This is a genomic window from Streptomyces sp. NPDC001513, from assembly GCF_042894695.1.
GTDB lineage: Bacteria > Actinomycetota > Actinomycetes > Streptomycetales > Streptomycetaceae > Streptomyces.
In genome coordinates this window covers 45,560-69,355 of record NZ_JBIAVU010000008.1, presented here as the reverse complement: position 1 = coordinate 69,355, position 23,796 = coordinate 45,560, and the positions used below count along the sequence as shown (strand labels likewise).

11 protein-coding genes are annotated in these 23,796 nt (G+C 72.4%); 7 read left to right on the top strand and 4 right to left on the bottom strand.

What is annotated here, in order from left to right; all coding sequences use genetic code 11:
* Window positions 1-82: 82 nt before the first annotated feature.
* Window positions 83-1,429, bottom strand: coding sequence for a 4-aminobutyrate--2-oxoglutarate transaminase (gene gabT, locus ACFYZ4_RS18850; protein WP_351288822.1), 1,347 nt, complete (start codon window positions 1,427-1,429; stop codon window positions 83-85).
* A 237-nt stretch (window positions 1,430-1,666) separates the two neighbouring features.
* On the opposite strand from gabT, the gene ACFYZ4_RS18845 reads away from it, so the two are divergent.
* The 3 genes from ACFYZ4_RS18845 to ACFYZ4_RS18835 all read left to right on the top strand — a co-directional run bounded on the left by ACFYZ4_RS18845 (window position 1,667) and on the right by ACFYZ4_RS18835 (window position 7,459).
* Window positions 1,667-4,042 carry an ATP/GTP-binding protein gene (locus tag ACFYZ4_RS18845; RefSeq protein WP_390784394.1) on the top strand — a complete coding sequence of 792 codons (2,376 nt, stop codon included), beginning with the start codon at window positions 1,667-1,669 and terminating at the stop codon, window positions 4,040-4,042.
* 220 nt (window positions 4,043-4,262) lie between these two features.
* A complete protein-coding gene (locus tag ACFYZ4_RS18840; RefSeq protein ID WP_390784393.1) occupies window positions 4,263-5,843 on the top strand; it encodes a PucR family transcriptional regulator in 1,581 nt (526 codons plus the stop codon).
* 170 nt (window positions 5,844-6,013) lie between these two features.
* Window positions 6,014-7,459 (top strand): aldehyde dehydrogenase family protein, encoded by a 1,446-nt coding sequence (locus ACFYZ4_RS18835; RefSeq protein WP_351288816.1) that lies wholly within the window; start codon window positions 6,014-6,016, stop codon window positions 7,457-7,459.
* Between the two features lie 80 nt (window positions 7,460-7,539).
* Here the strand turns inward: ACFYZ4_RS18835 and ACFYZ4_RS18830 are convergent, their stop codons facing one another.
* From ACFYZ4_RS18830 to ACFYZ4_RS18820, 3 genes are all read right to left on the bottom strand, one after another.
* Entirely contained in the window at window positions 7,540-10,950 is a 3,411-nt protein-coding gene (locus ACFYZ4_RS18830; RefSeq protein WP_390784392.1) for a Swt1 family HEPN domain-containing protein, read from the bottom strand.
* On the bottom strand, window positions 10,950-13,811 hold the full coding sequence (locus ACFYZ4_RS18825) for a DUF1156 domain-containing protein (protein ID WP_390784391.1): 2,862 nt from the start codon (window positions 13,809-13,811) through the stop codon (window positions 10,950-10,952). Before ACFYZ4_RS18825 ends, ACFYZ4_RS18830 begins: the two co-directional genes overlap by 1 nt.
* A gap of 81 nt (window positions 13,812-13,892) precedes the next feature.
* Window positions 13,893-17,363: a helicase-related protein gene (locus tag ACFYZ4_RS18820; RefSeq protein ID WP_390784390.1), complete on the bottom strand. Its 3,471-nt coding sequence runs from the start codon at window positions 17,361-17,363 to the stop codon at window positions 13,893-13,895.
* Between the two features lie 336 nt (window positions 17,364-17,699).
* Between ACFYZ4_RS18820 and ACFYZ4_RS18815 the strand changes: the two genes are divergently transcribed.
* The 4 genes from ACFYZ4_RS18815 to ACFYZ4_RS18800 all read left to right on the top strand — a co-directional run bounded on the left by ACFYZ4_RS18815 (window position 17,700) and on the right by ACFYZ4_RS18800 (window position 23,672).
* Window positions 17,700-19,685: an acyl-CoA dehydrogenase family protein gene (locus ACFYZ4_RS18815; RefSeq protein WP_351288808.1), complete on the top strand. Its 1,986-nt coding sequence runs from the start codon at window positions 17,700-17,702 to the stop codon at window positions 19,683-19,685.
* A gap of 91 nt (window positions 19,686-19,776) precedes the next feature.
* Window positions 19,777-21,099: a hypothetical protein gene (locus ACFYZ4_RS18810; RefSeq protein WP_390784389.1), complete on the top strand. Its 1,323-nt coding sequence runs from the start codon at window positions 19,777-19,779 to the stop codon at window positions 21,097-21,099.
* A gap of 21 nt (window positions 21,100-21,120) precedes the next feature.
* The gene (gene dxr, locus ACFYZ4_RS18805; protein ID WP_351588758.1) at window positions 21,121-22,374 is read left to right on the top strand and encodes a 1-deoxy-D-xylulose-5-phosphate reductoisomerase; all 1,254 of its coding nucleotides are present in this window, start codon (window positions 21,121-21,123) and stop codon (window positions 22,372-22,374) included.
* Window positions 22,371-23,672: a M50 family metallopeptidase gene (locus ACFYZ4_RS18800; RefSeq protein WP_384340952.1), complete on the top strand. Its 1,302-nt coding sequence runs from the start codon at window positions 22,371-22,373 to the stop codon at window positions 23,670-23,672. The genes dxr and ACFYZ4_RS18800 overlap by 4 nt, the downstream gene beginning before the upstream one ends.
* Window positions 23,673-23,796: the final 124 nt, after the last annotated feature.

The window sequence follows — 23,796 nt, the reverse complement described above, 5'->3', positions numbered from 1 at the left end:
TTCTTCACAGCGTCCGCCCGTTACCGCCGGTAGGGAAGGCGTGCTGCGCTCGGGCGTTCTAGCCGTCCGCTCAGACGTCCGCTCAGACGTCCGTGCCGATGGCGGCGAACGCGGCCTCGATGAGGTCCAGGCCCTCGTTCAGCAGGTCCTCGCCGATGACGATCGGCGGGAGGAAGCGGAGCACGTTGCCGTAGGTGCCGCAGGTGAGGACGAGCAGGCCCTCCGCGTGGCAGGCCTTGGCGAGCGCGCCGGCCGCCTCCGGGAACGGGGTCTTGGAGACCGGGTCCTTGACGAGCTCGATCGCGATCATGGCGCCGCGGCCGCGGATGTCGCCGATGATCTCGTACTTCTCCTGCATGGCCGTCAGACGGGCCTTCATGAGGGACTCGATCTTCTTCGCCTTGGCGTTGAGGTCGAGCTCCTTCATGGTCTCGATGGAGCCGAGCGCACCGGCGCAGGCCACCGGGTTGCCGCCGTAGGTGCCGCCCAGGCCGCCCGCGTGGGCGGAGTCCATGATCTCGGCGCGGCCGGTCACGGCGGCGAGCGGCAGACCGCCCGCGATGCCCTTGGCGGTGGTGATCAGGTCCGGGACGATGCCCTCGTCCTCGCACGCGAACCACTGGCCGGTGCGGCAGAAGCCGGACTGGATCTCGTCGGCGACGAAGACGATGCCGTTCTCGTTGGCGAACTTCACGATCGCGGGCAGGAAGCCCTTGGCCGGCTCGATGAAGCCGCCCTCGCCGAGGAGGGGCTCGATGATGATCGCGGCGACGTTCTCGGCGCCGATCTGCTTGCTGATCTGGTCGATCGCCTGGGCGGCGGCCTCGGGGCCGCAGTTCTCGGCGCCGGTGGGCCAGCGGTAGCCGTAGGCGACCGGGACGCGGTAGACCTCGGGGGCGAACGGACCGAAGCCCTGCTTGTACGGCATGTTCTTCGACGTCAGCGCCATCGTCAGGTTGGTGCGGCCGTGGTAGCCGTGGTCGAAGACGACGACGGCCTGGCGCTTGGTGTACGAGCGGGCGATCTTGACGGCGTTCTCGACGGCCTCGGCGCCGGAGTTGAACAGCGCCGACTTCTTGGCGTGGGTGCCCGGGGTCAGCTCGGCGAGGGCCTCGCAGACCTCGACGTAGCCCTCGTACGGCGTGACCATGAAACAGGTGTGGGTGAAGTCGGCGAGCTGCGCGGAGGCGCGGCGCACGACGGCCTCGGCGGAGGCGCCGACCGAGGTCACGGCGATGCCGGAGCCGAAGTCGATCAGGCGGTTGCCGTCGACGTCCTCGATGATGCCGCCGCCCGCGCGGGCCGTGAAGACGGGCAGCACGGAGCCCACGCCACCGGCCACGGTCTGGAGGCGGCGGGCCTGCAGTTCCTGCGACTTGGGGCCGGGGATCGCGGTGACGATCTTGCGCTCCTGCGGGACAGCGGTCATAGAGGGCTCCTGGGGGGTGTTTTCGGACGCACTTGTGTCTTTGTCCGCAGGCTAGGCCCGGGAGCGGGGGTCCGGCATGCTCCGTTCGGTAGTGATCTCCGCGTGTCCTTGTCCGCGACGGCCATAGGAAGGATGCGTCGCGCATCTTGTGGATCATCGCCAGGTGCGGGTCCAAGGCCCCTGCCGGGCACTAGATTGAGCGCCGCAGCGCAGGGCACGGGCAGGGGGCAGGGGTTCATGGACACCGACGGTGCGTACGAGGGACAGGCGACCCGTGCAGGTCACGTACCGAGACCTGCCGGCCCCCCCACGCACCCTCCGAAGCCCAGCCATGCCCCCGGCCGGGGACCGACCCTCGCCCTCGCCGACTGGCTGCGCACCGCCCGCCCGGCCGCCGAGCCGGGCGTCTGGAGGTACGGCCACACCCCGCGCGCGGCGGTGGAAGCCGCGCGGACCCCCGACCGGGCCCTCGCCAGCGGCGCCGTCATCTCCTTCCTGGCCTGCGTCCTCGTCTGGTCCCTCATGCGCAACACCTACATCCCGTTCTGGGACGCGCCGCTGAACCTCTTCACCCCCGACAGCTGGTACTCCGCGAACGGCGAGCCCATCATGGAGACGGGCGGGATGCAGGCCAAGCCGATCTACGAGCTGCTCTTCGTCTCGGCGCTCCTCTACGGCTTCGGCCGACTCGGGAGCTGGCGCACCGCCTGGACCCGGTTGGTCGTCGCGCGCGGTCCCTGGGTCCAGGCTCTGGCGGTCGTACCGCTCGCCTACGTCACCCTCCTGCTGGTCGACAACCACCAGCTGCCGATCCGCCAGTTGGTCTTCTCGTTCCTGCCGTACACAAAAACCGACCAGGTGACCAACCTCGAGCTCGACAACGCGGCGAAGACCGCGATCGACGTGGCCGTCGTCCTTGCCTTCGCCTGGCTCGGGGGCGCGGTTCGGTTGCTGCGCCGCCTCCGGTCGGCCCCTTCGGCGGCTGGAGCGGCCCCGGACCGCACCGGGCCGTCCTCGGCCGAGGAACCGGCCGAGGACCTCGCGCGGTGGCCGCAGGTGCGGGGGGCTGGGCTTGGGGAGGTGGCTGATCGGCTGGAGGGGGAGGTCGGGGGCGGGCGGATGAACGACGTGGACTACGCGCGCATTCGGCGGGCCTGGGATTCCGTGCGCGTCGACCCCTCCCGGATGCGGGCCTTCGCCGAGGCCGTGCGGGACAAGGGCGCCGGGGCCTGCGTGCACCCGTCCGGCGCGCGGGACCTGCCCGCGCGGGCCGCCCGGCACGATCTGCTGGCCCGGCAGGTGCTGCTCGGCACCGTCGAGGACGGCGCGCGCAACCCGTACGCCCGCCGCGGCACCGGCTTCGCCCTCGACCCCGACGTGCTCGGCACCTCGCTCCTCGCCGTCGGCCCCTCCGGCAGCGGCAAGACCCAGCGCCTGGTGCGGCCCGTCGTCGAGTCCCTCATGCTGCAGGCGCTCGCCGGCCAGGCCGCCGTCGTCGCCGTCGGCGCGGCCGGGGCCCAGCTCGGGCCGGACACCGGCTACGACGTCGTGGTCCGCATTGGCGACCCCGCCTCCGTCTACGACCTCGACCTCTACGGCGGCGCCACCGACCCCGACGAGGCCGCCACCCTGCTCGCCGACGCCTTCGTCGGGGACGTCCCCGGGATCGACGTGCGCCGGGCCGCGACCGCCCTCGCCCAGCTCCTCGGCCCGTTCCGGGCGGCGTACGGCCGCTTCCCGGCCGTGCCCGAGCTGCGCGAACTGCTCGACCAGGTGCCCGCCGCCTTCGACGCGCTGCGCCGCGAACTCGCCGCGCAGCACGCGATGCTGCGCGAGCTCGACGCCCGGACCCGCCAGCACGGGGCCCACGGCGACCCGGGACCCGCCCTCGCCGACAGGGTGGCCCTGCTGGACCGGCCCGCCTTCGCCGGGTTCTTCGACACCACCGGGCAAGGACAGCCGTTCTCGCTGCGCGCTCTCGAACACCCCCTGCGCGTCCGCGTCGACCTGCCCGAACGCGGGCACGCCGACGCCTCCCGGATCCTGGCCCGGCTGCTGCTCGCCCAGTTCAACGCCGCGGCCGCCGCCCGCACCGACCGCTCCCTCTTCGCCTTCCTCGCCCTCGACGACGCCTCGCAGACCCTGACCCCGGAGACCGTGCGGGGCGTCCAGCGGCTGCGCTCGGCGCACGCCGGCGTACTGCTCACGCTGCGCACGCTGGACGACGTACCCGAGGCGCTGCGGACGCCGCTGCTCGGGGCGGTCGGCTGCCGCATGGCGTTCTCCGGGGTCACCACCTGGGACGGCAAGCGGTTCGCCGAGGCCTGGGGCACCGAGTGGGTGGAGACCCGCGACGTCACCCACCGCACCGTCTTCGCCGACCAGCCGCTGACCCGGGCCATGCACGCCTTCCGCAAGCTCGTCACCGGCAAGGCGGTCACCACCGACGCGGTGACCGTCCGGCAGGTGGAGCGGGAGCGGTGGTCCGCCTCGGACCTGGCGCACGCCGTGCCGCCCGGGCACGCGGTGCTGTCGCTGACCTCCGTGCGGGGGGAACGGGCGGCTCCGCTGCTGGTGCGACTGGCCGAGGGCGGGTCCGGCCCGGCGGCCTGACCCGCGCCCCGACCCGTACGGGGTGGCAGAATCGAGGGGAGCCGTTCATACGCCAAGGCGAAAATCGCCCGCGGCTGCTCTGTTCCTCTGCTGATCCGCCGGTTCGCTGATCCGTTGATCCGTTGATCTGCTGATCCGCTCGTCTGCCCGTCTGCTCCTCCCCTTCCGCCCCCAGCGCCCCGTGCCCGCCGCCCCCTCCCGCTAAGGCCCCTGGTAACCGATGCCGCTCACCCTCGCCTCACTCGTCCAGCACTCGGCGCTCAAGCTCGGCGTCCGGGCGGGGGAGGATCGCCTGGACACCCCCGTGCGCTGGGCCCACGTCAGCGAGCTCGCCGACCCCGTCCCGTACATGGAGGGCGGCGAGCTGCTCCTGATCACCGCGATGAAGCTGGACGCGGAGGACCCGGAGGAGATGCGCCGCTACGTACGCCGGCTCGCCGCGGCCGGGGTCGTCGGCATCGGCTTCGCGATCGGCGTGAACTACGAGGCGATCCCCGAGGCGCTGGTCGAGGCGGCCCGCACCGAGGACATGCCGCTCCTGGAGGTGCCGCGCCGGACCCCCTTCCTGGCCATCAGCAAGGCCGTCTCCGCGGCCCTCGCGGCGGACCAGTACCGGGCCGTGACCGCCGGTTTCGAGGCGCAGCGGGAGCTGACCCGCGCCGCCCTCTCCGCCGACGGGCCCGCCGAACTGCTGGCGAAGCTGGCGGCGCACGTGCACGGCTGGGCGGCGCTGTACGACACCTCGGGCGCCGTCGTCGCGGCCGCCCCCGACTGGGCCGCGCGGCGCGCCGCCCGGCTGACCCCCGACGTGGAGCGGCTGCGGGAGCGGCCGGCGCCCGCCAGTGCCGTGGTCGGCGGCTCCGAGGACCGCGTCGAACTCCAGTCCCTGGGCACGGGCCGGCGGGCGCGCGGCGCGCTCGCCGTCGGCACCGGGGCCCCGCTGGGCACTGCTGAGCGCTACGCCGTCCACTCCGCGGTCGCCCTGCTGACCCTCACCACCGAGCGGTCGCGCTCGCTGCACGACGCCGAGTCCCGGCTCGGGGCGGCGGTGCTGCGGATGCTGCTGGCGGGCGAGGCGGAGCACGCGCGGTCGGTGGCCGGGGACCTGTACGGGACCCTGCTGGAGGCGCCGTTCCGGCTGATCGTGGCCGAGCCGGCGCTGCCCGGGACCGCGCAGCCGGAGGGCCTGGCGCTGCTCGCCGACGCCGTGGAGTCGGCGGCCGCCCGCACGGGGGAGGCGCTGCTGGTGGTCCCGGAACCGGGGCGGCTGATGGTGCTGGCCTCCGACGCGGGACCGGCCGTACAGGCGTGCGTGGACCACGCGGAGGCCCTGGAGTCCCGGCGCGGCCGGGACGCTGCCGGGCCCGAGCCGGACGAACTGGTGGTCGGCCTGTCCGCCCCGGCCGGCCCGGAAGGCGTGGCGGCGGCCCTCAAGCAGGCCGACCAGGCGCTCGCCGTGGCCCGCCGGCGCGGGCGGCCGATGGTGGAGCACGAGGACATGGCGGCGGGCTCGGTCCTGCCGCTGCTGGCCGACGACGCGGTACGGGCCTTCGCGGACGGGACCCTGCGCGCGCTGCGGGAGCACGACGCGACCGGCCGCGGCGACCTGGTGGCCTCGCTGCAGGCATGGCTCTCGCGCCACGGCCAGTGGGACGCGGCCGCCGCCGACCTCGGCGTGCACCGGCACACCCTGCGCTACCGGATGAAGCGGGTCGAGGAGATCCTCGGCCGCTCCCTGGAGGACCCGGACGTCCGCATGGAGCTCTGGCTCGCCCTCAAGGCCACCTCGGCCCCGTCGTAGCCCGGCAGCCCACCCCGACCGCCCGGCTCCCCCTTCCGGCCGGGCGACAGTGACAAAGCGGCGAAGCCCGACGACCCGCCGCTCCATCAGGGACAAACGCCGAAACGCCGGCGGAGTCCTACGGTGGAGGGGACAAGCCCACCGCACACTTCCGAAGGGCCGGGATTCGCATGACTTCCACCCACGCCTTCTGGCTCGCCGGCCGCCAGGCCACCGGCGAGGACAGCTTCGACGTCCACTCCCCGTGGGACGGCCGGCTCGTCGGCACCGTCAGCGTGCCCACCGACGAGCAGGTCGAAGAGGCCGTGGCGGCGGCGTACGCCGTGACGGCGGAATTCTCCGCGACCCCCGCCCACGTACGGGCCGCCGCCCTGGACCACGTGTCCAAGCGGCTCGCCGAGCGCACCGAGGAGATCGCCCAGCTGATCTCCGCCGAGAACGGCAAGCCCATCAAGTGGGCCCGCGGTGAGGTCGGCCGTGCGGTGTCCGTGTTCCGCTTCGCCGCCGAAGAGGCCCGCCGCTTCAACGGCGGAGAGGCCCAGCGCCTCGACACCGACGCCGGTGGCGTCGGCCGTCTCGCGCTGACCCGCCGCTTCGTCAAGGGTCCGGTCCTCGGCATCGCGCCGTTCAACTTCCCGCTGAACCTGTGCGCCCACAAGGTGGCCCCGGCCATCGCCGTCGGCGCGCCGATCATCCTGAAGCCGGCCCCGGCCACCCCGCTCTCCGGCCTGATCCTGGGTGAACTGCTCGCCGAGACCGACCTCCCGGCCGGTTCCTGGTCGGTCCTGCCGGTCGCGAACGACAAGATGCCGGCCCTGGTCAAGGACGAGCGCCTGCCCGTCATCTCCTTCACCGGCTCCGACACCGTCGGCTACGCCATCCAGCAGTCGGTGCCCCACAAGCACTGCACGCTGGAGCTCGGCGGCAACGCCGCGGCCGTGGTCCTGGACGACTGGTCCTCCGAGGCCGACCTCGACTGGGCCGCGACCCGCATCGCGACCTTCTCGAACTACCAGGCCGGCCAGTCCTGCATCTCCGTGCAGCGCGTGATCGCCGACGCCTCCGTCTACGACCGCCTCGTCGAGAAGGTCGTCGCGAAGGTCCAGGCGCAGGTCACCGGCGACCCGTCCGACTCCGCCACCGACGTCGGCCCCCTCGTCTCCGAGGCCGCCGCCCAGCGTGTCGAGTCCTGGGTCGACGAGGCCGTGTCCGCCGGAGCCAAGCTGCTCGCCGGTGGCAAGCGCGAGGGTGCCTCGTACGAGCCCACCGTGATCGCGAACGTGCCCGACGGCGTCAAGCTGGCGACCGAAGAGGTCTTCGGCCCGGTCCTGACCCTCCGGCGCGTCGAGAACACCGACGAGGCCTTCGCCGCGGTGAACGACTCGAAGTTCGGTCTGCAGACCGGCGTCTTCACCCGGAACATCCAGACGGCGTTCCGCGCCCACCGCGAGCTCGAGGTCGGCGGCGTGATCGTCGGCGACGCGCCGTCCTACCGCGCCGACCAGATGCCGTACGGCGGCGTCAAGCAGTCCGGTGTGGGCCGCGAGGGCGTCCGCTACGCGATGGACGACTACACGTACGAGCGGGTCCTGGTCCTCACCGGCCTCGACATCTGATCTCGTACGGCCACAAGGCCGACGGCCGGAGCCCACTGTGCGGGGGCTCCGGCCGTCTCTTTTTGTGTCCGTTCTCCCGGTCAGTTCTCCTCGAAGCCGCTGTCCTCGAACTTCAGCTGGACGGCGTTCTCGCGGACGGTGCGCACCTGCTGTTCCGTGAACCCGTCGGCGGTGGTCGCGGTGATCTCGATGCGGACCTCCAGCCGTACGCCGTCTGCCGCTTCGAGGTGCGCGAGCACCTCCTGCTGGATGGTGGCGAAGTCCGCGGCCGGGCGGTTCGGGTTGAGGGTCTTGACGCCCCAGAACCTCCGCGCGGCCTTCCTGGCCGCCGGCAGCGGGGGCTGGGGGCCGGTGCCCGCCGGGCGAGGAGCGGCGGTGCCCGGCTGCGGGGTACCCGTCCCGTGGTGGGCCGCGCCCTCCGCCGGGAGGACCGGCTCGGCCGGCGGGGTGGCGACGACCCGGGCGCGCTGGGCCACCGCTCGTCCCGGCTGGACGAGGAGCGTGTCGTCCGTGACGAAACCGGGTTCGGTCCTGTCGCCGTGGATCCACAGGTTCCGGTACTCGTCGGCGGTCTCGTCGTAGCCGTCGGCGAGGGCGAAGGCGTCCTGCTGCCACAGGAGGACGTCGGCGGCGCTGAGCACGGCCTGTTCGAGCACCTGCCGGTTGGGCAGGCGCTTCAGGTACGGGTACTGCGTGTACCAGGACCACAGGTCGCCGAACCGCACGTGCCCCTTGCCCCAGGCGTTGGCCAGGGCGTTTTCGAGGGCCATGCGGACGAGCGTGGCCCCCAGTACGGGGGTGATCCACCCCTTGGCCTTGAGCGCCGCGGTGACGCGCTCGGCCAGGGGCCCGCCGTCCTTGGCGACACGGGTGAAGGAGATGGTCGGCCTCTGGCCGGGCACCTCGGTCGGGACCAGCGCCGCGGTGAAGGCCGCGCGGATGCGGTCGTCGACCGCCGCGTCCAGCTGGCGGGCGCGGGTGACGGACTGCTTGCGCTGCTGGGCGCTGAGTTCGAGCTCCTCGGCCTCGTCGGCGATGGACTGCCAGGCCCGGTACTCGCGCACCACCCCGTCGAGCTCGGGGTAGGTCTCGCGATCGGCGGCGACCATGACCAGCATGTTGCGCCGCTGGCGCTGCCCGCTGCCGGACTCCCTCAGGAGACGCTCGGCGAAGTCCGCGGCGGTGGAGGCGTCCTTGCCCCAGGTGAACCTCGGGTGCAGCACCACGAGCTTGAGGACCTCGGAGTCGGGGATGTCCCCGGTGTCGAGGGGCGCGGCGTGCACGGCACCGAAGGACGCCTTGGGCGCCTTGCCCATGGCCTTGAGGCGTTCGACGATCGTGGCGTGCACGTCGGCCTCGCCGTAGCCGGCGGCCCGGTCGGCCGCCACCCGGGAGACCGAGGCCGCCAGGTCGTACCAGGAGCGGTCGCCGTCCTCGTAGAAGTACGTGGCCCGCTGGCCCAGCAGGGCGCGGGCGTCACCGATGTGGGTCATGACGTCGCCGGGTACCGCGGTGCCCAGGCGGAGCTGCTGCATGTCGACGCCCTTGTGCGCCGAACGCAGCGTCGGGACGGTCGCGATGAACACCGACCGCGCGACGCGCCGGGTCAGCGCCCGCTGCCCGAACGAGGGACGCTCGCGGTCGATCTGGACCGGGGTGGCCCCCTCGCCGTCGACGTCCTTGTCCACCACCGGCTTCCAGTTGTCGTCCAGGTACTTGGTGATCTCGCTGAAGACCTGGGTGTCGTGGACGGGCACCGCGCCCGGCGTGATGAGCGGCGTGGTGTCGTGGGCCGCCCACAGCGCGTTGATGACCACGCTCATCAGGCGCAGCACCCCGCGGGTGCGCTGGAACTTCGGCAGCGTCGACCAGTCCTCGTAGAGCCGGTCGAACAGCTCGGGATGGATCGGGTACGCCGCGCGGATGCGCTGCTCGTACTCGCCGGTGGTCGTCTCGCGCGGGAAGAACCCGGTGTTCTCCTGGTAGTACTTCACGTACTGCTTGGCCACGGCGGAGATGTCCGCCAGGGCCACGGCATCGGGCTCTTCGAACAGGCGCCGGCGCACGATCTCGAAGGACTCGATGTTGTTGGCGGGCCGCCAGTCGTCCGCGTTGCGGCCGATGGTGTGCTGCAGGGTCTCCAGGGCGACGTGCCCGTTGGGGCCGCCCACCTCCAGCGCCGAGCCGCCGCCGCCGTTGTCCAGGGAGTCGGAGGCGGGGATGGAGACCACGAGCATGACGCCCGGGACGGACTTGGCCATCTCGGTCAGGTGCTGGGCGAAGGTGTGCTGGGTGGCGAAGGATCCGCCGGGCAGGTCGTCGCGCCCCACGAGCTGGCGGGCGTAGGCCACCCACTCGTCGATGAGGATCAGCACGCTCTTGCCGTCGGCGACGACGTCGCGCACGACGGCGTCGAGGGCGTCACCCGGATCGGTGCCGGTGGCATCGGCCATCGCGACGCGGTCGTACGCCGCGCGCCCGCCGAGCTGCCAGGCCAGCTCCCCCCAGATCGTGCGGACCGGGGTGCCGTCGTCCTTGACGATCGGCTGGCTCGGGGAGAGCTTCGTGCCCACCAGGGTGACCCGACGGACGTCCAGCGACCGCAGCGGGTCGTCCTCGGCCGCGGGCAGGGCGGCGTGCACGACGTCCTGCACGCCCTGGGACAGCTCGCTCGTGGCCAGCCCCTCGGAGAACAGGTGGTACAGGGCCAGCATCGAGTGCGTCTTGCCGCCGCCGAACTGGGTCTGCAGGTTCACCACCGGGCTCGCGCCGGCGTCCCCGGACAGGCGCTTGAGCGCACGGGTCAGCAGGTCGGACAGACCGCTGGTGAGGTAGGTACGGGAGAAGAACTCGGCCGGGTTCAGGTACTCCGGCGCCGCGGTGTGGCCATGGGCCACCGCGTACAGGTCGGCGGCGAACTCGGCGGCGGAGAACTGCCCGCGGATCACGTCGGCGTGCGGCCGGATGACCTCGCGCCACGGCTTGATCGCCGTACCGGCCAGCATGCCGGCCACCCTGACCGCCTGCGCCTCGCGCATCAGCCGGTTGCGGGTCTGCTTCTCGAAGACCTCCCGCTGGTGTTCCATGCGCATCTTCGCCACCGCGTCGGCCTCGTCACCGGCGCCGATCACCGTCAGCAGACGCTCGATCGTGTCCAGGGCGCGGTAGGTGTCGTCCGAGGAGAACTTCTGGCCGTGGTGCGCCGCGTTCGCCGTCTCCCGCAGTTCGGAGGCGAGGGCGGACTGCGGGCGGGAGAGGTCCTTCTCGAAGACCTTCCAGCGTTCGGTGACGACGCGCAGCAGGAACCGCACGTCCTCCCGCGAGTACGTCTTGGCCGTACCGAACTTCGCCGTGTCCTCGGCCGAGATCAGCTCGATCCAGTCCTTGCCGGCCGGCGCCTGGGTCGACATGCGCATGTCGACCCACGGACGCATGCCCTCCAGCAGCTGCTCGAAGCTGCGCAGTACCTTCTCGTTGTTCGTCAGCGCCATCAGATCTCCTCCCCAAAGAGCATCTCGGCCACAGCGGCCGGGCGGATCGTGGTCGACGTCGCGGAGACGTCCGCCCACGCGCCGCCGAGCCCGTTGAACAGGCCGGCGGTCGAGGAGTCCTGAGACTCCATCAGTTCGTACAGGCGGGTGGCCAGGCGGTTGACCTCGTCGAGGTCCACCCTGCCCGTCACCTCGGACATCAGCCGGGCGGCCTCCTCGCGCCCCTCGGTCGCGTACGCGCGCGCCAGGTGGCAGGTGACCTCCCACAGCGACAGCCGGTCGTCGTGGGCCGGCACCCACCGCGGGTCCATGTCCTGCGGTTTGACCAGCGCGACCTTGCCGGCGCCGGAGGTGAGGGTGCCGCCGCGGGCGATCCCGTCCACCGACAGGCCCAGCGGTACGGCCAGCGACTCGGCGTCACCGTAGGGGCGCGTGTCCCAGCCGTAGGAGCGGAACCAGTCCAGGCAGAAACGGGTGTCGGCGTCCAGCTCGGCGTCGTGCTCGTTCTGCAGCGAGTCGAAGGTCTGGTTGATCAGCGCCAGCGCGGTCTTCACCGACATCGTGGAGCCGTCGTCCTCCAGCACCCGGGAGAACCGGGAGAACACGGCCATGCCGGGGCCGAGGATCGTCTGCCGCAGGTCCGCCGGCGCGATGGCGCCCTCGCGGATCCGGGGCAGCGCCTCGTCCAGTTCGGTGTGCAGCGCCGCCAGGAACCCCGTGCGGTCCGTCGCGGGTGCGGTCGTCTCGCGGGGCCGCAGGGCCAGCACGATCGAGGAGGCCAGCGCGTTGGTGCCCACCGAGATCATCCGGCCGCCGCGCTCCGAACGGACGGGCCACGTCGCGGTGATGGTCCAGCCGTTGCGGACCATGCCCTCCAGGAAGGTGGACCACCCGGTGGAGGCGACGCCCTCCTTCTCCAGCTCGGCCTGCTTGAAGGCGTAGAAGACGGTGATGGGGTAGTCGGGCGAAGCCGTCTCCCGGGCGTGGGCGAAGACGTGCTGGAACCCGTTCTCGAAGAACTCCTCCGCGTTCTCCTTGCTCCCGTGCCGGTACGGGTTCGCGACGAGCTCCTCCGCCTTGGGGACGAGCATCGTCTGGAACAGGTCCGGGTGGATGCCGCGCAGGGACCGGCGCAGCCAGACGTAGAAGAAGTCCGACAGATCGGAGTACCCGATGTTGTCGTAGTAGGGAGGGTCCGTCGACACGAGGAGGCCCGTGTAGTCACGGCCGGCCGCGTCCGCCTGGGTGACCGTGCCCTGCGTGGACGCGGGCAGCATGTCCAGGGCCCGGGACACCCAGGTCGCGCTCCACTCGATGTCACACGGTCCCTTGCAGAACGTGTTCCCCTCGGCGAAGTCCCAGAGCATGGGCAGGGCGTGCCGGGAGAACGTGTCGGAGACGCTCTCCTTCGAGGGCGCGGAGTTCCAGCGGCACAGCGACGAGTTGGTGGAGGACAGGCGGCTCACCGCCTGGCCCAGGTACGTGGCGACCGCGTCCGCGTACGCCTCGGCCCCCGTACCGCCCTGCGCCAGCCGGGCGCCCGCGGGCAGGCCCGCGGCGAGGGCGTCGGCGAGCACCTGCTCGCGGGCCTCGCCGATGAGGTCGGTGAAGGTCATCAGCGTGGTGAGCTGACGGTCGGTGAACAGGTCGGAGAACTCGGTCAGGCCGTACTGGGGCGGCGAGAACCAGCGCGGGTTCGTCGCGATGGAGCCCATGGGCGCGTCGTCCGGCCGCGGGACCTCGGCCGCCCGTGCGTGTTCCGAGTCCGGAGCCAGGTAGATGCGGCGGCGGTTGCCCTCCGCGACCACGGCGAGCAGCTGGACGCCGATCCGGCCGGCGGCTCCCTCGGACCGGATGGCCGTCAGCTCGACGAATCCCTCACAGGCGACGCAGGTGGCGCCCCTGCTGCTCGTCATGGTCCCGTCGTGCGTCTTCGTGGGGGCCTGCTTCGGGTCGTGGCCGATGCCGAACTCCACCCGCCGCCCGCCGGGCGCCGACGCGTCGTCCACCACCGTCGGGACGACGTACGCCTCCTTGCCCTTCTTCTTGCCCAGCCACCAGGAACGCACCAGCGGCATCCGGATGCCGCACGCCGGGTTCGGGCAGGCCACCGTACGGGCCCAGATCCACGCGATGACGGTGGCCTCGGCGGTCTTGCCCGTGGGCTCTCCGTCGCGTCCCGGAACCGGCACCCGAGCGGTGGGGTACAGGTGCCCCAGGCGCTCCTGGGCGCGGTCCCGCATCCAGGCGCCGTAGCGGCGGACGTCCTCCGCCAGACCCGTGGCGCGGGGCCAGGGGCCCATGCGGCTCTCCTCCACGCCCGGGAAGACGGGGGGCCGACCCGCGAACTTCGGCGGGGTTTCGATCAGGGTCTTGTTGATCAGGACCGGCACCGGGTTGAGGTCGCTGGCGTGCGCCGCCAGGCCCAGGCGCTGCGCCTCCAACGGGATCGTCCCGCCGCCCGCGAAGGGGTCCAGGACGGCCGGCGGGTTCCCTCCGGTGCTCTTGAGGATCTCCTCGTGGGCTTCCCGGTACAGGCCCTCGTCGCTGATGTTCTCCCAGACCACCAGCCGGCGGATGATGCCGTGCAGGCGCTCGCGCTCGCTCTTCTGCTCCTCCTCGGTGGGGAACAGCTCGGGATGCGAGGAGGGGTCGTCGACGAGCTGGGCGAACAGCACCGCCCGTGCGGCCGCCAGGGGGCGGCGGGCCCACCACAGGTGCAGCGTGGACGGGTGTCCGTGGCGGATCGACTTCTCTCGGGCCGACTCGGCGTTGATGTCCTCCAGCGGGAGGGAGACCTCGATGAGCTTGCGTCGGGGGACGGAGCCTGACGGCGTTCCGGGCTGCACTGCGGTGTTCACCTACTCAATTTAGTTTCCGAGGCGCTCGAACCGTGCCTCGGGTGGCTTTCGAGCGGAGGGTAGGGGCATGGCTGCTGTGCGTCAGAGGGGCTCCACACCGCGTTCCCACTCGGCCTTCCACTTGCGGCGCAGGTCGTCGACGTACGTGTCGAGGACGAGGTCGGCGAAGGGGTTGAGCACGTAGCGGACCTGGTCGGCGGATCCGTCGGGGGTGTCGGGGTCGACGGAGACCAGCGCGAGCCGGTAGCGGGGCTCGGCGTTCTTGGCGTAGCCGACCTCGCCGGTGGTGACCGTGAAGGTGTCGGCGCCCAGCACCCGGCCCTTGACCTCGATGAAGAGCAGGTGGCCGTCGGGCATGAGGGAACGGATGTCGAAGCCCTTGTTGGAGTGCGGCATCTCCTCGGGCACCCGGCCGAGCCGGCGCTCGGCGGCCAGTACGGCGTCGACGGCCCGGCGCTCGGTGACGGTGGTGTCCGCGGCGAAGGCGGCGGGCGCCGGCGGTTCGCCGGCGGGGTCGGGGACGACCGAGGCGGGCAGGACCAGCGCGGCGCTGATGATCTGCGGCAGGTGCACGTTGACCTGGGCCTCGAGGTCGAGGCCGGCTTGGCGGCGCTCGAGCCGGGCCTCCAGTGACCGGGCGCGCTCGCGTGCGGTGGCCGGCGAGACGCGGACCTTCCGGCCGGCCGCCTGCGCCTCGGCGAGCTTGATCGACTCGCCGTCCCAGTAGTTCATCTGGGCCATCAGCCGCCGGCGTACGAGCTTGCGCGTGCGCTCGACGGCCGGCACCACGCGGGCGACGACGTCGGCGCGGTGCTCGGGCAGGCCGTGCTCGACCGCCCAGTCCCGGGCGATCCGCTCCACCCCGTCGGCGAGCCACGCCGAGGACAGCTCGGCGGCGACGGCCCGGGCCAGTGCGGCGTGCTGCTCGGGGTCCGGGCCCGTGGGCAGGGACAGGTCGAGGTACGGGGCGGGGCCGGCCGGCTGCGCCGTTCCGTCCGGCTGTACGGAGACGTACGCGAACCTCTTGCCGATCGCGGTGCCGTGCCCGTCCGAGAGCTCCTCCAGCAGGGTGAACACGAGCTGGGGAGCGGTGGCGGTCCGGTCCAGGAAGGTGGTCCCGCGGGTCAGGGTGTCGCCGTACCGGGCCAGGACCTCGGTGACGAGCGCGTCCATCAGCGGATGACCGGGGGCTATGAGCTCGGCGTCCGGGCGGCCGGCCAGCACCACGGCCGACGGATCGAAGGTGACGCGTGCGTAGCGCGGGCTGACCGTACGCCTGCCCTCGCGCAGGACGGCCGGTACCCGGGTCAGCTCGAACCGGTCCTTCTCCCGCCTGGAGGCCCGCCCGCCCAGGGCGCGCAGGGACTCCATGACGAAGGCCTGCACGAAGTGCGGCTGCATGCGCCGGGCCCGGGCCTCGTCCATCCGCCGCCGCAGCCCGGCCAGCTCCTCCAGCCCGATCTCCGGGGTGGCCAGGGCGCGTTCCCTGATCAATTCCTCCAGGCCGTCGGAGACGGACTTGTCGATGACCTGGTCCAGGTAGGCCCGGACCTCGGGCCGCTCGCCGTAGCGGACGGCCCGCATGAGCAGGTCGCGCAGCGGTTCGTCCGCGAAGGCGTTCTCGCCCAGGACGTCGAAGACCTTGCCGCCGTAGGCGCGCCGCTGCTGCTCGATCTTGGTCAGCAGCCGCTGGAAGACCTGGCCCTCCCTGGTCTCGGAGGCCACGAGGTTCCACAGCCGGCAGACCTCCCGCTGGCCGATGCGGTGGATGCGTCCGAAGCGCTGCTCGATCCGGTTGGGGTTCCAGGGGAGGTCGTAGTTGACCATCAGGTGGGCGGCCTGGAGGTTCAGGCCCTCGCCGGCGGCATCGGTGGCGATCAGGACGTGGCAGCGAGGGTCGTTGGTGAACTCGGTGCGGACCTCCCGGCGCGCCTGCCGCGAGGTCCCGCCGTGGATCGTGCGCACGGCGTCGTCGTCCCCGCCCAGCAGGGTGGTGATGCGGCCCGCGAGGTAGTCGAGGGTGTCGCGGTGCTCGGTGAACACGATGAGCTTGAGCGGGGCCCGCCCGGCCCCCTCCAGACCGTCCTCACGGGCCTTCAGCACGAGGGAGCGCAGCTCCTGCCACTTGCGGTCCTCGCCCGAGGACCGCACCCGCAGGGCGATCTCCTCCAGGCGCGCCAGGACCGCGAGCTCGGCGTCCAGCTCGGCCGCGGTGCGCGCGGCGGTCGCGGAGTCCAGGACCTCGTTCTCCAGCTGCTCCAGCTCTGCGGAGCCCAGCTCGTCGGGGTCGAAGTCGTCCGGGTCGAAGGACGGGGCCCCGGGCGGGGGGACGAACGGGCCCGCCAGGGTCTGCTCGCGGTGGGTGCGCAGGCGGGCGATGCGGCGCCGGATCGACCGGTGGATCGCCTCGGGACTGGACGCGAGGCGCCGCTGCATGACGGTGAGCGCGAAGCCGACCGTACGCCGCCTGCCGTCGGCCTGCTCGGCCCGGTTCATCTCGGTGCGCACGTACGCGGTGACCTCTTCGTACAGGAGCATCTCCTGCGGGGAGAGGGTGTACGCGACGGTCTCCGCCACCCGCTCGGGGAAGAGCGGTTTGCCCTCGAAGGTGAGGAGGTCCTCCTTGACCATCCGGCGCATCAGTCCGGTGGTGTCGGTGGAGTGCACGCCCTGGCGGTACTGGCCGTCGTACCGGTCGGGGTCCAGCAGGGCGAGGAAGGTCTGGAAGTCGGCCTCCGACCCGGAGTGCGGGGTCGCCGTCATGAGCAGGAAGTGCCGGGTGATCCCGCCGAGCAGCCGGCCCAGGTCGTAGCGGCGGGTGCGCTTGAGTTCGCCGCCGAACCAGGAGGCGCTCATGCGGTGGGCCTCGTCCACGACGATGAGGTCCCACTCCGACCCGGCGAGCAGCGCCTGCCACTCGTCGTTGCGGGCCAGCTGGTCCATGCGCGCGATCAGCATCGGGTGGTGACGGAACGGGTCGCCGTCGCGGACGGCCTCGGCGAGGTCGCGGCTCAGGACGGTCATCTCGATCCCGAACTTCTCCGCGAGTTCGGTCTGCCACTGCTCGACCAGGCCGCCGGGCGCGACGATCAGGCAGCGCTGCACGTCCCCGCGGAGCAGCAGCTCCTTGAGGTACAGGCCGGCCATGATCGTCTTTCCGGCTCCCGGGTCGTCCGCGAGCAGGAAGCGCAGGGAACCGGGCCGGCTCAGCATGGAGCCGTAGACGGCGCGGATCTGGTGGGGCAGGGGGTCGATGTCGCTGGCCTCCACCGCCGGCATGGGGTCCGACAGGCCCGCGTGCCGCATCCGCAGCGCCTCGGCGGCCAGCCGGAACCGGGCAGGGTCGGCGTCGAACGACCACCGCGAGCGCGGTGCCTCCGGCCGGAGCGAGGCGATGTCGTGGGGGAAGAGGACCTGGTCGGACAGGTGTCCGCGGTCGTTCCGGATGGTGACCTGGAGGGCGTCGCCGATCGGTGTGACGGCCACGACGGTGACCGTTCCCGACGACAGCCCGGTCAGGCGGATGCCGGGCTGGACATCATCGGCGCGCATGGAGCCCTTCTCGTCGGCCGGGCGCCGAGCGGCCCCGGCGCTGCCATCGTAGCGAGGACGAGGTGATCGTCCGCCCTGTTCGATCATGAAAGTCGCCGGTCGGCCGGTTGTCGCATCCGGGCGGGTTCGGACAGATGAGTGAAGATGCCGGCCCGGGCGCCGCCGTGTCCGCGTAGATCGGCGAGAAAGCGCAGGTCAGGTGGGTGACCGGGAGGTCGGTGTGCGAGGGCTCCAGCCGTTCCCCTTTTCCATCCCGCCGACATTGGGTACGACTCACAGGTAGCACCGGCTGGTAATCCGATGAACCCCGACTCCGGCGGCGAGGTGAGTCCCCTCATGTCCGCAACACAGCCCGCACAGCCAGCACAGCCCGCACAGCCCGTACCGCCCGGCGGCACACAGCCCAAGGTGACCGAGCGCGAGGCACGGCAGGTCGCGGAAGCGGCCCGGGAACAGGACTGGCGCAAACCCAGTTTCGCCAAGGAACTCTTCCTCGGACGGTTCCGGCTCGACCTGATCCATCCCCACCCGCTGCCCGCCGACGAGGACGTCCGGCGCGGCGAGGCCTTCCTGGCCCGGCTGCGGGTCTTCTGCGAAACGGAGATCGACGGCGCCCGCATCGAGCGCGAGGCGAGGATCCCCGACGAGACCGTGCGCGGGCTCAAGGAGCTCGGCGCCCTCGGCATGAAGATCGACCCCAAGTACGGCGGCCTCGGCCTCACCCAGGTCTACTACAACAAGGCGCTCGCCCTCGTCGGCTCGGTCAGCCCGGCCATCGGCGCCCTCCTCTCCGCCCACCAGTCGATCGGCGTACCGCAGCCGCTGAAGATGTTCGGCACGCAGGAGCAGAAGGACGCCTACCTGCCGCGCTGCGCCACCACCGCCATCAGCGCCTTCCTGCTCACCGAGCCGGACGTCGGCTCCGACCCGGCGCGGCTGGCCACCACCGCGGTCCCGGACGGCGAGGACGCGTACGTCCTCGACGGGGTGAAGCTGTGGACCACCAACGGGGTGGTCGCGGACCTCCTCGTCGTGATGGCCCGCGTCCCGAAATCGGAGAACCACCGCGGCGGGATCACCGCCTTCGTCGTCGAGGCCGACTCCCCGGGCATCACCGTCGAGCACCGCAACGCCTTCATGGGCCTGCGCGGCCTGGAGAACGGCGTCACCCGCTTCCACGGCGTACGGGTCCCGGCCGCCCAGCGCATCGGCGCCGAGGGCGCCGGCCTCAAGATCGCCCTCACCACCCTCAACACCGGCCGGCTGTCGCTGCCCGCCATGTGCGTCGGCGCCGGCAAATGGTGCCTGAAGATCGCCCGCGAATGGTCCGGCGTACGGGAGCAGTGGGGCCGGCCCGTCGCGAAGCACGAGGCGGTCGGCGCCAAGATCTCCTTCATCGCCGCCACCACCTTCGCCCTCGAAGCGGTCGTGGACCTCGCCTCCCAGATGGCCGACGAGGACCGCAACGACATCCGCATCGAGGCCGCCCTCGCCAAGCTCTACGGCTCCGAGATGGCCTGCCTGATGGCCGACGAGCTGGTCCAGATCCGCGGCGGGCGCGGCTTCGAGACCGCCGAGTCGCTGGCCGCCCGCGGCGAGCGCGCCGTCCCCGCCGAGCAGATGCTCCGCGACCTGCGCATCAACCGGATCTTCGAGGGCTCGACGGAGATCATGCACCTGCTGATCGCCCGCGAGGCCGTCGACGCCCACCTCTCGGTCGCCGGCGACCTCATCGACCCCGACAAGGCACTCGGCGACAAGGCGAAGGCGGGCGCCCGCGCCGCCGGGTTCTACGCCCGCTGGCTGCCCAGGCTGGCCACCGGCCCCGGCCAGGTCCCCGGCACCTACCGGGCCTTCCACCCCGGCGGCCACCCCGACCTCGCCACCCACCTGCGCTACGTGGAACGCAGCGCCCGCAAACTCGCCCGGTCCACCTTCTACGCCATGTCCCGCTGGCAGGGCCGCATGGAGACCAAGCAGGGCTTCCTCGGCCGGATCGTCGACATCGGCGCCGAGCTCTTCGCGATGAGCGCGGCCTGCGTCCGCGCCGAGCACATGCGCGCCACCGGCGAGCACGGCCGCGAGGCGTACCAGCTGGCCGACGCCTTCTGCGAGCAGTCCCGGCTGCGCGTCGAGGAACTCTTCGGCCGGCTCTGGGCCAACACCGACGACCTCGACCGCAAGGTCGTCGCGGGAGTCCTCACCGGCACCTACGCCTGGCTGGAGGAGGGCGTCCTCGATCCCTCCGGCGACGGCCCCTGGATCGCGGACGCCGCACCCGGACCCTCCGATCGGAAAAACGTGCACCGCCCCATCCGCTGACCTGCGATCATCGCCGGACGTCGGACAGACGTACGAGGATGAGTACGAGTACTGGTACGCGTACGAGCACAGCGCGAGGCGGACGAGAACGATGCCGACGGCCGAGGAAGACCGCACCAGCCGACGGCTGGCCTGGTGCGTGGCGCACCTGCTGCGCCACGCACCGGACCACGTCGTCACCGACATGATCGGCCGGCTCGACGAGCCCGCCCTCAAGTACCTGTGCCGGGACGAATGGCTGGCGGCCTCGACCGTCACCCTGCTGCTGCGCCACGGCGGCGCGGCCGACCGGACCTACATCGCCCGCAACCCCCGCGTCGTCGGCCGGCCGCTGCCCGGCCTGCCCGGACCCGCCCGCTACGCCCGCCGCCGGACCCCACCGGAACTCCTGCCGGTGCTCCGCGCCGAACTCGGCCGGGACCCCGAAGAGGAACCGCTCACCGCGGCCGAACTGATCGGCCTGCTGCGCCGCCACGGCCGGCGCGGGCCCAGGGTCCCGCTCGACATCCTGGCGCTCCGCCACCGGACCGACCCGGACCTGCTGCTCGCCGAGCACCTCCGACGGCCGCTGCCCGCCGGCTCCGTCGAGGCCCTGCTGCTCGTCGAGGACCTGCCCCCGCACACCGTGCACGGACTGCTCGCCACCGGGGCGGAGGACGAGCGCGCATGGCACCGGCCCGCCGTCCGCGCCGTGCGGATGGGCCGCGTCACGCACGAGGAACTCGTCGCCCACGTCGCCCCCGCCCGCCACACCCTGCTCCTCGGCCACCTCCCCGCCCGCCGCTCCCTGCGCTGGACCCTGCCCGAACAGGCCGGCATGCAGACGGCCGTGATGCGGGCCCTGCGCCCGCTCGGGGACGACCCGCGCCTGTGGGCCGAGCTGCTCAGGCACGCCCCCGGCCACCCGGGCCCGCTGCCCGCGCTCGTGGCCGCCGTGACCGACGCGACCCTGCCCGAGCCGGCCGACGCGCGGGAGCCCGACCCCGAGCTCGCCCGGGCGGTGCGCCACCTGGCCCCGGCGGCCGCCGAGCCGCCCGGCGAGGTCGAGCGCGAGCTGGCCCTGGCGAGCCTCGCCGTCCCGATGGACAGCGTCCGGGAGGACATCCGCTGGGTGCGCGACTGCCTCGACCGCGGCCTGCTCACCGGCATCGACGTGATCCGCCACAAGCTGCCGGCCTGCTGGGCCCTCGACGAGGACCACTGGCTCGGCGAGGTGGACCACCCCGACCGCCACGACCACCCCGAGGCCGTCCTCGCCGCCCACGCCGAGGCCGACCGGCTGTTCGCCGCGGCCCTCGGCGAGGCCCCGGACGCCTGGTGGCGCGTGGCCCGCACCCTCCCGGACTTCGCCGGCACCCTCCCGCACCTGCTGCTCCGCGTCACGGAAGGGGGCTCCGTGTCCGGCCGCTCCTGACTTCCGGCAACAATGGGGGGCATGAGCGACCGCCCAGCCCCCCTCGCCGATCCGCACCTCCTCTTCGACCCCGCGGCCGGCCTCCGGGACATCGTCATCCTCGGGTCGACCGGATCCATCGGCACGCAGGCCATCGACCTCGCCCTGCGCAACCCGGACCGGTTCCGGGTCACCGCACTGTCCGCCGCCGGCGGACGGGTCGGGCTGCTGGCCGAGCAGGCCCGGCTGCTGCGGGTCACGACCGTGGCCGTCGCCCGCGAGGACGTCGTACCGGCCCTGAAAGAGGCGCTGAGCGCCCAGTACGGTCCGTCCGAGCCGCTGCCCGAGATCCTGGCCGGACCGGACGCCGCGACCGAGCTCGCCGCCTCCGAGTGCCACACCGTCCTCAACGGCATCACCGGTTCCATCGGCCTCGCGCCGACCCTCGCCGCCCTGCGCGCGGGCCGCACCCTGGCCCTGGCCAACAAGGAGTCGCTGATCGTCGGCGGCCCGCTGGTCAAGGCCCTCGCGAAGCCCGGCCAGATCATCCCGGTGGACTCCGAGCACGCGGCGCTCTTCCAGGCGCTCGCCGCCGGCACCCGGGCCGACGTGCGCAAGCTCGTCGTCACCGCCTCCGGCGGGCCCTTCCGCGGCCGCACCCGCGCCGAGCTGGGACACGTCACCGTCAAGGACGCCCTCGCCCACCCCACCTGGGCCATGGGCCCGGTGATCACGGTGAACAGCGCCACCCTGGTCAACAAGGGGCTGGAGGTCATCGAGGCGCACCTGCTCTACGACATCCCCTTCGACCGCATCGAGGTCGTGGTCCATCCGCAGTCCTACGTGCACTCGATGGTGGAGTTCACGGACGGCTCCACGCTCGCCCAGGCGACCCCGCCGGACATGCGCGGCCCCATCGCGATCGGCCTCGGCTGGCCCCAGCGGATCCCCGACGCGGCCCCCGCCTTCGACTGGACCAAGGCCTCCACCTGGGAGTTCTTCCCCTTGGACACCGAGGCCTTCCCCGCCGTGGGCCTGGCCCGGCACGTGGGCACCCTCGGCGGCACCGCCCCGGCCGTGTTCAACGCGGCCAACGAGGAGTGCGTGGAGGCGTTCCTGGCCGGTCGGCTGCCGTTCACAGCAATCATGGATACCGTCTCTGCCGTGGTCGATGAGCACGGGACACCGGAGTCGGGAACTTCCCTGACCGTCCAGGACGTCCTTGAAGCCGAGGCCTGGGCCAGGGCCCGGGCGCGGGAGATGGCGGCGCGGGCCGCCGTGGAGGCGCGCGCATGACACTACTGATGACGGTGCTCGGGGTCGTGGTCTTCGCGGTGGGCCTGCTGGTCTCCATCGCCTGGCACGAGCTGGGGCACCTGTCCACGGCGAAGCTCTTCGGCATCCGCGTGCCGCAGTACATGGTCGGCTTCGGCCCGACCATCTGGTCGCGGCGCAGGGGCGAGACCGAGTACGGGATCAAGGCCATCCCCATGGGCGGCTACATCCGCATGATCGGGATGTTCCCGCCCGGCGAGGACGGGAAGGTCACCGCCCGCTCCACCTCGCCGTTCCGGTCGATGATCGAGGACGCGCGCTCGGCCGCGTACGAGGAGCTCCAGCCCGGGGACGAGAGCCGGCTCTTCTACACGCGCAAGCCGTGGAAGCGCGTGATCGTGATGTTCGCCGGCCCCTTCATGAACCTGATCCTGGCCGTGGCGATCTTCCTCACCACGCTGATGGCCTTCGGGCTGAACACCCAGACCACCTCCGTCGCCACCGTCTCGGACTGCGTCATCCAGCAGAGCGAGAAGCGCGACAAGTGCGCCGCCGGGGACCCGGCCGCCCCCGCCAAGGCCGCGGGCCTGAAGGCCGGCGACAAGATCGTCGCCTTCAACGGCCGCGCGGTCCGGGACTGGTCCGCCCTGCAGAAGGACATCCGCGCCACCGTCGGCCCCGCCAAGATCACGGTCGAGCGGGCCGGGGAGCGCGTGGACCTCACGGCGAACCTGATCGAGAACAAGGTCGCCAAGACCGACGGCAGCGGCCGGTACGTCAAGGACGAGTACGTCACCGCCGGCTTCCTCGGCTTCGCCCCCGCCTCCGGCTACGTTCCGCAGTCCTTCGGCCAGTCCGTCGACCGCATGGGCGAGATGATGCAGGCCGGAGTCCAGTCGCTGGTCCAGCTGCCGTCCAAGGTCCCGGACCTGTGGGACGCGGCCTTCAACGGGGCCGAGCGCAAGCAGGACAGCCCGATGGGCGTCGTCGGCGCGGCGCGGGTCAGCGGGGAGATCTTCACCCTCGACATCCCCGCCCAGCACCAGCTGGTGTTCTTCCTCAACCTGCTGGCCGGCTTCAACCTCTCGCTGTTCCTCTTCAACATGCTGCCGCTGCTCCCGCTCGACGGCGGGCACATCGCCGGCGCCCTGTGGGAGTCGGTGCGGCGCAATGTCGCGCGGGTCTTCCGGCGTCCCGACCCCGGCCCCTTCGACGTGGCGAAGCTGATGCCCGTCGCGTACGTGGTCGCCGGCCTGTTCATCTGCTTCACCCTGCTGGTGATGGTCGCGGACGTGGTGAACCCCATCAAGATCACCTAGTCGGCGCGGGGCCCTACCCCGCATCCACGGGAGCCGGGCACACATCGTGCCCGGCTCCCTACGTTCGGGTGGCTCACCCCCTCGGATGCACGGGGCGCCCCGTGGTTGGCGTAATCTCGAAGCC

Bases quoted from the DNA above. Each gene is read 5' to 3' on its own strand.
- gabT (WP_351288822.1), bottom strand. From the start codon at position 1,429: ATGACCGCTGTCCCGCAGGAGCGCAAGATCGTCACCGCGATCCCCGGC.
- ACFYZ4_RS18845 (WP_390784394.1), top strand. From the start codon at position 1,667: ATGGACACCGACGGTGCGTACGAGGGACAGGCGACCCGTGCAGGTCAC.
- ACFYZ4_RS18840 (WP_390784393.1), top strand. From the start codon at position 4,263: ATGCCGCTCACCCTCGCCTCACTCGTCCAGCACTCGGCGCTCAAGCTC.
- ACFYZ4_RS18835 (WP_351288816.1), top strand. From the start codon at position 6,014: ATGACTTCCACCCACGCCTTCTGGCTCGCCGGCCGCCAGGCCACCGGC.
- ACFYZ4_RS18830 (WP_390784392.1), bottom strand. From the start codon at position 10,950: ATGGCGCTGACGAACAACGAGAAGGTACTGCGCAGCTTCGAGCAGCTG.
- ACFYZ4_RS18820 (WP_390784390.1), bottom strand. From the start codon at position 17,363: ATGCGCGCCGATGATGTCCAGCCCGGCATCCGCCTGACCGGGCTGTCG.
- ACFYZ4_RS18815 (WP_351288808.1), top strand. From the start codon at position 17,700: ATGTCCGCAACACAGCCCGCACAGCCAGCACAGCCCGCACAGCCCGTA.
- ACFYZ4_RS18810 (WP_390784389.1), top strand. From the start codon at position 19,777: ATGCCGACGGCCGAGGAAGACCGCACCAGCCGACGGCTGGCCTGGTGC.
- dxr (WP_351588758.1), top strand. From the start codon at position 21,121: ATGAGCGACCGCCCAGCCCCCCTCGCCGATCCGCACCTCCTCTTCGAC.
- ACFYZ4_RS18800 (WP_384340952.1), top strand. From the start codon at position 22,371: ATGACACTACTGATGACGGTGCTCGGGGTCGTGGTCTTCGCGGTGGGC.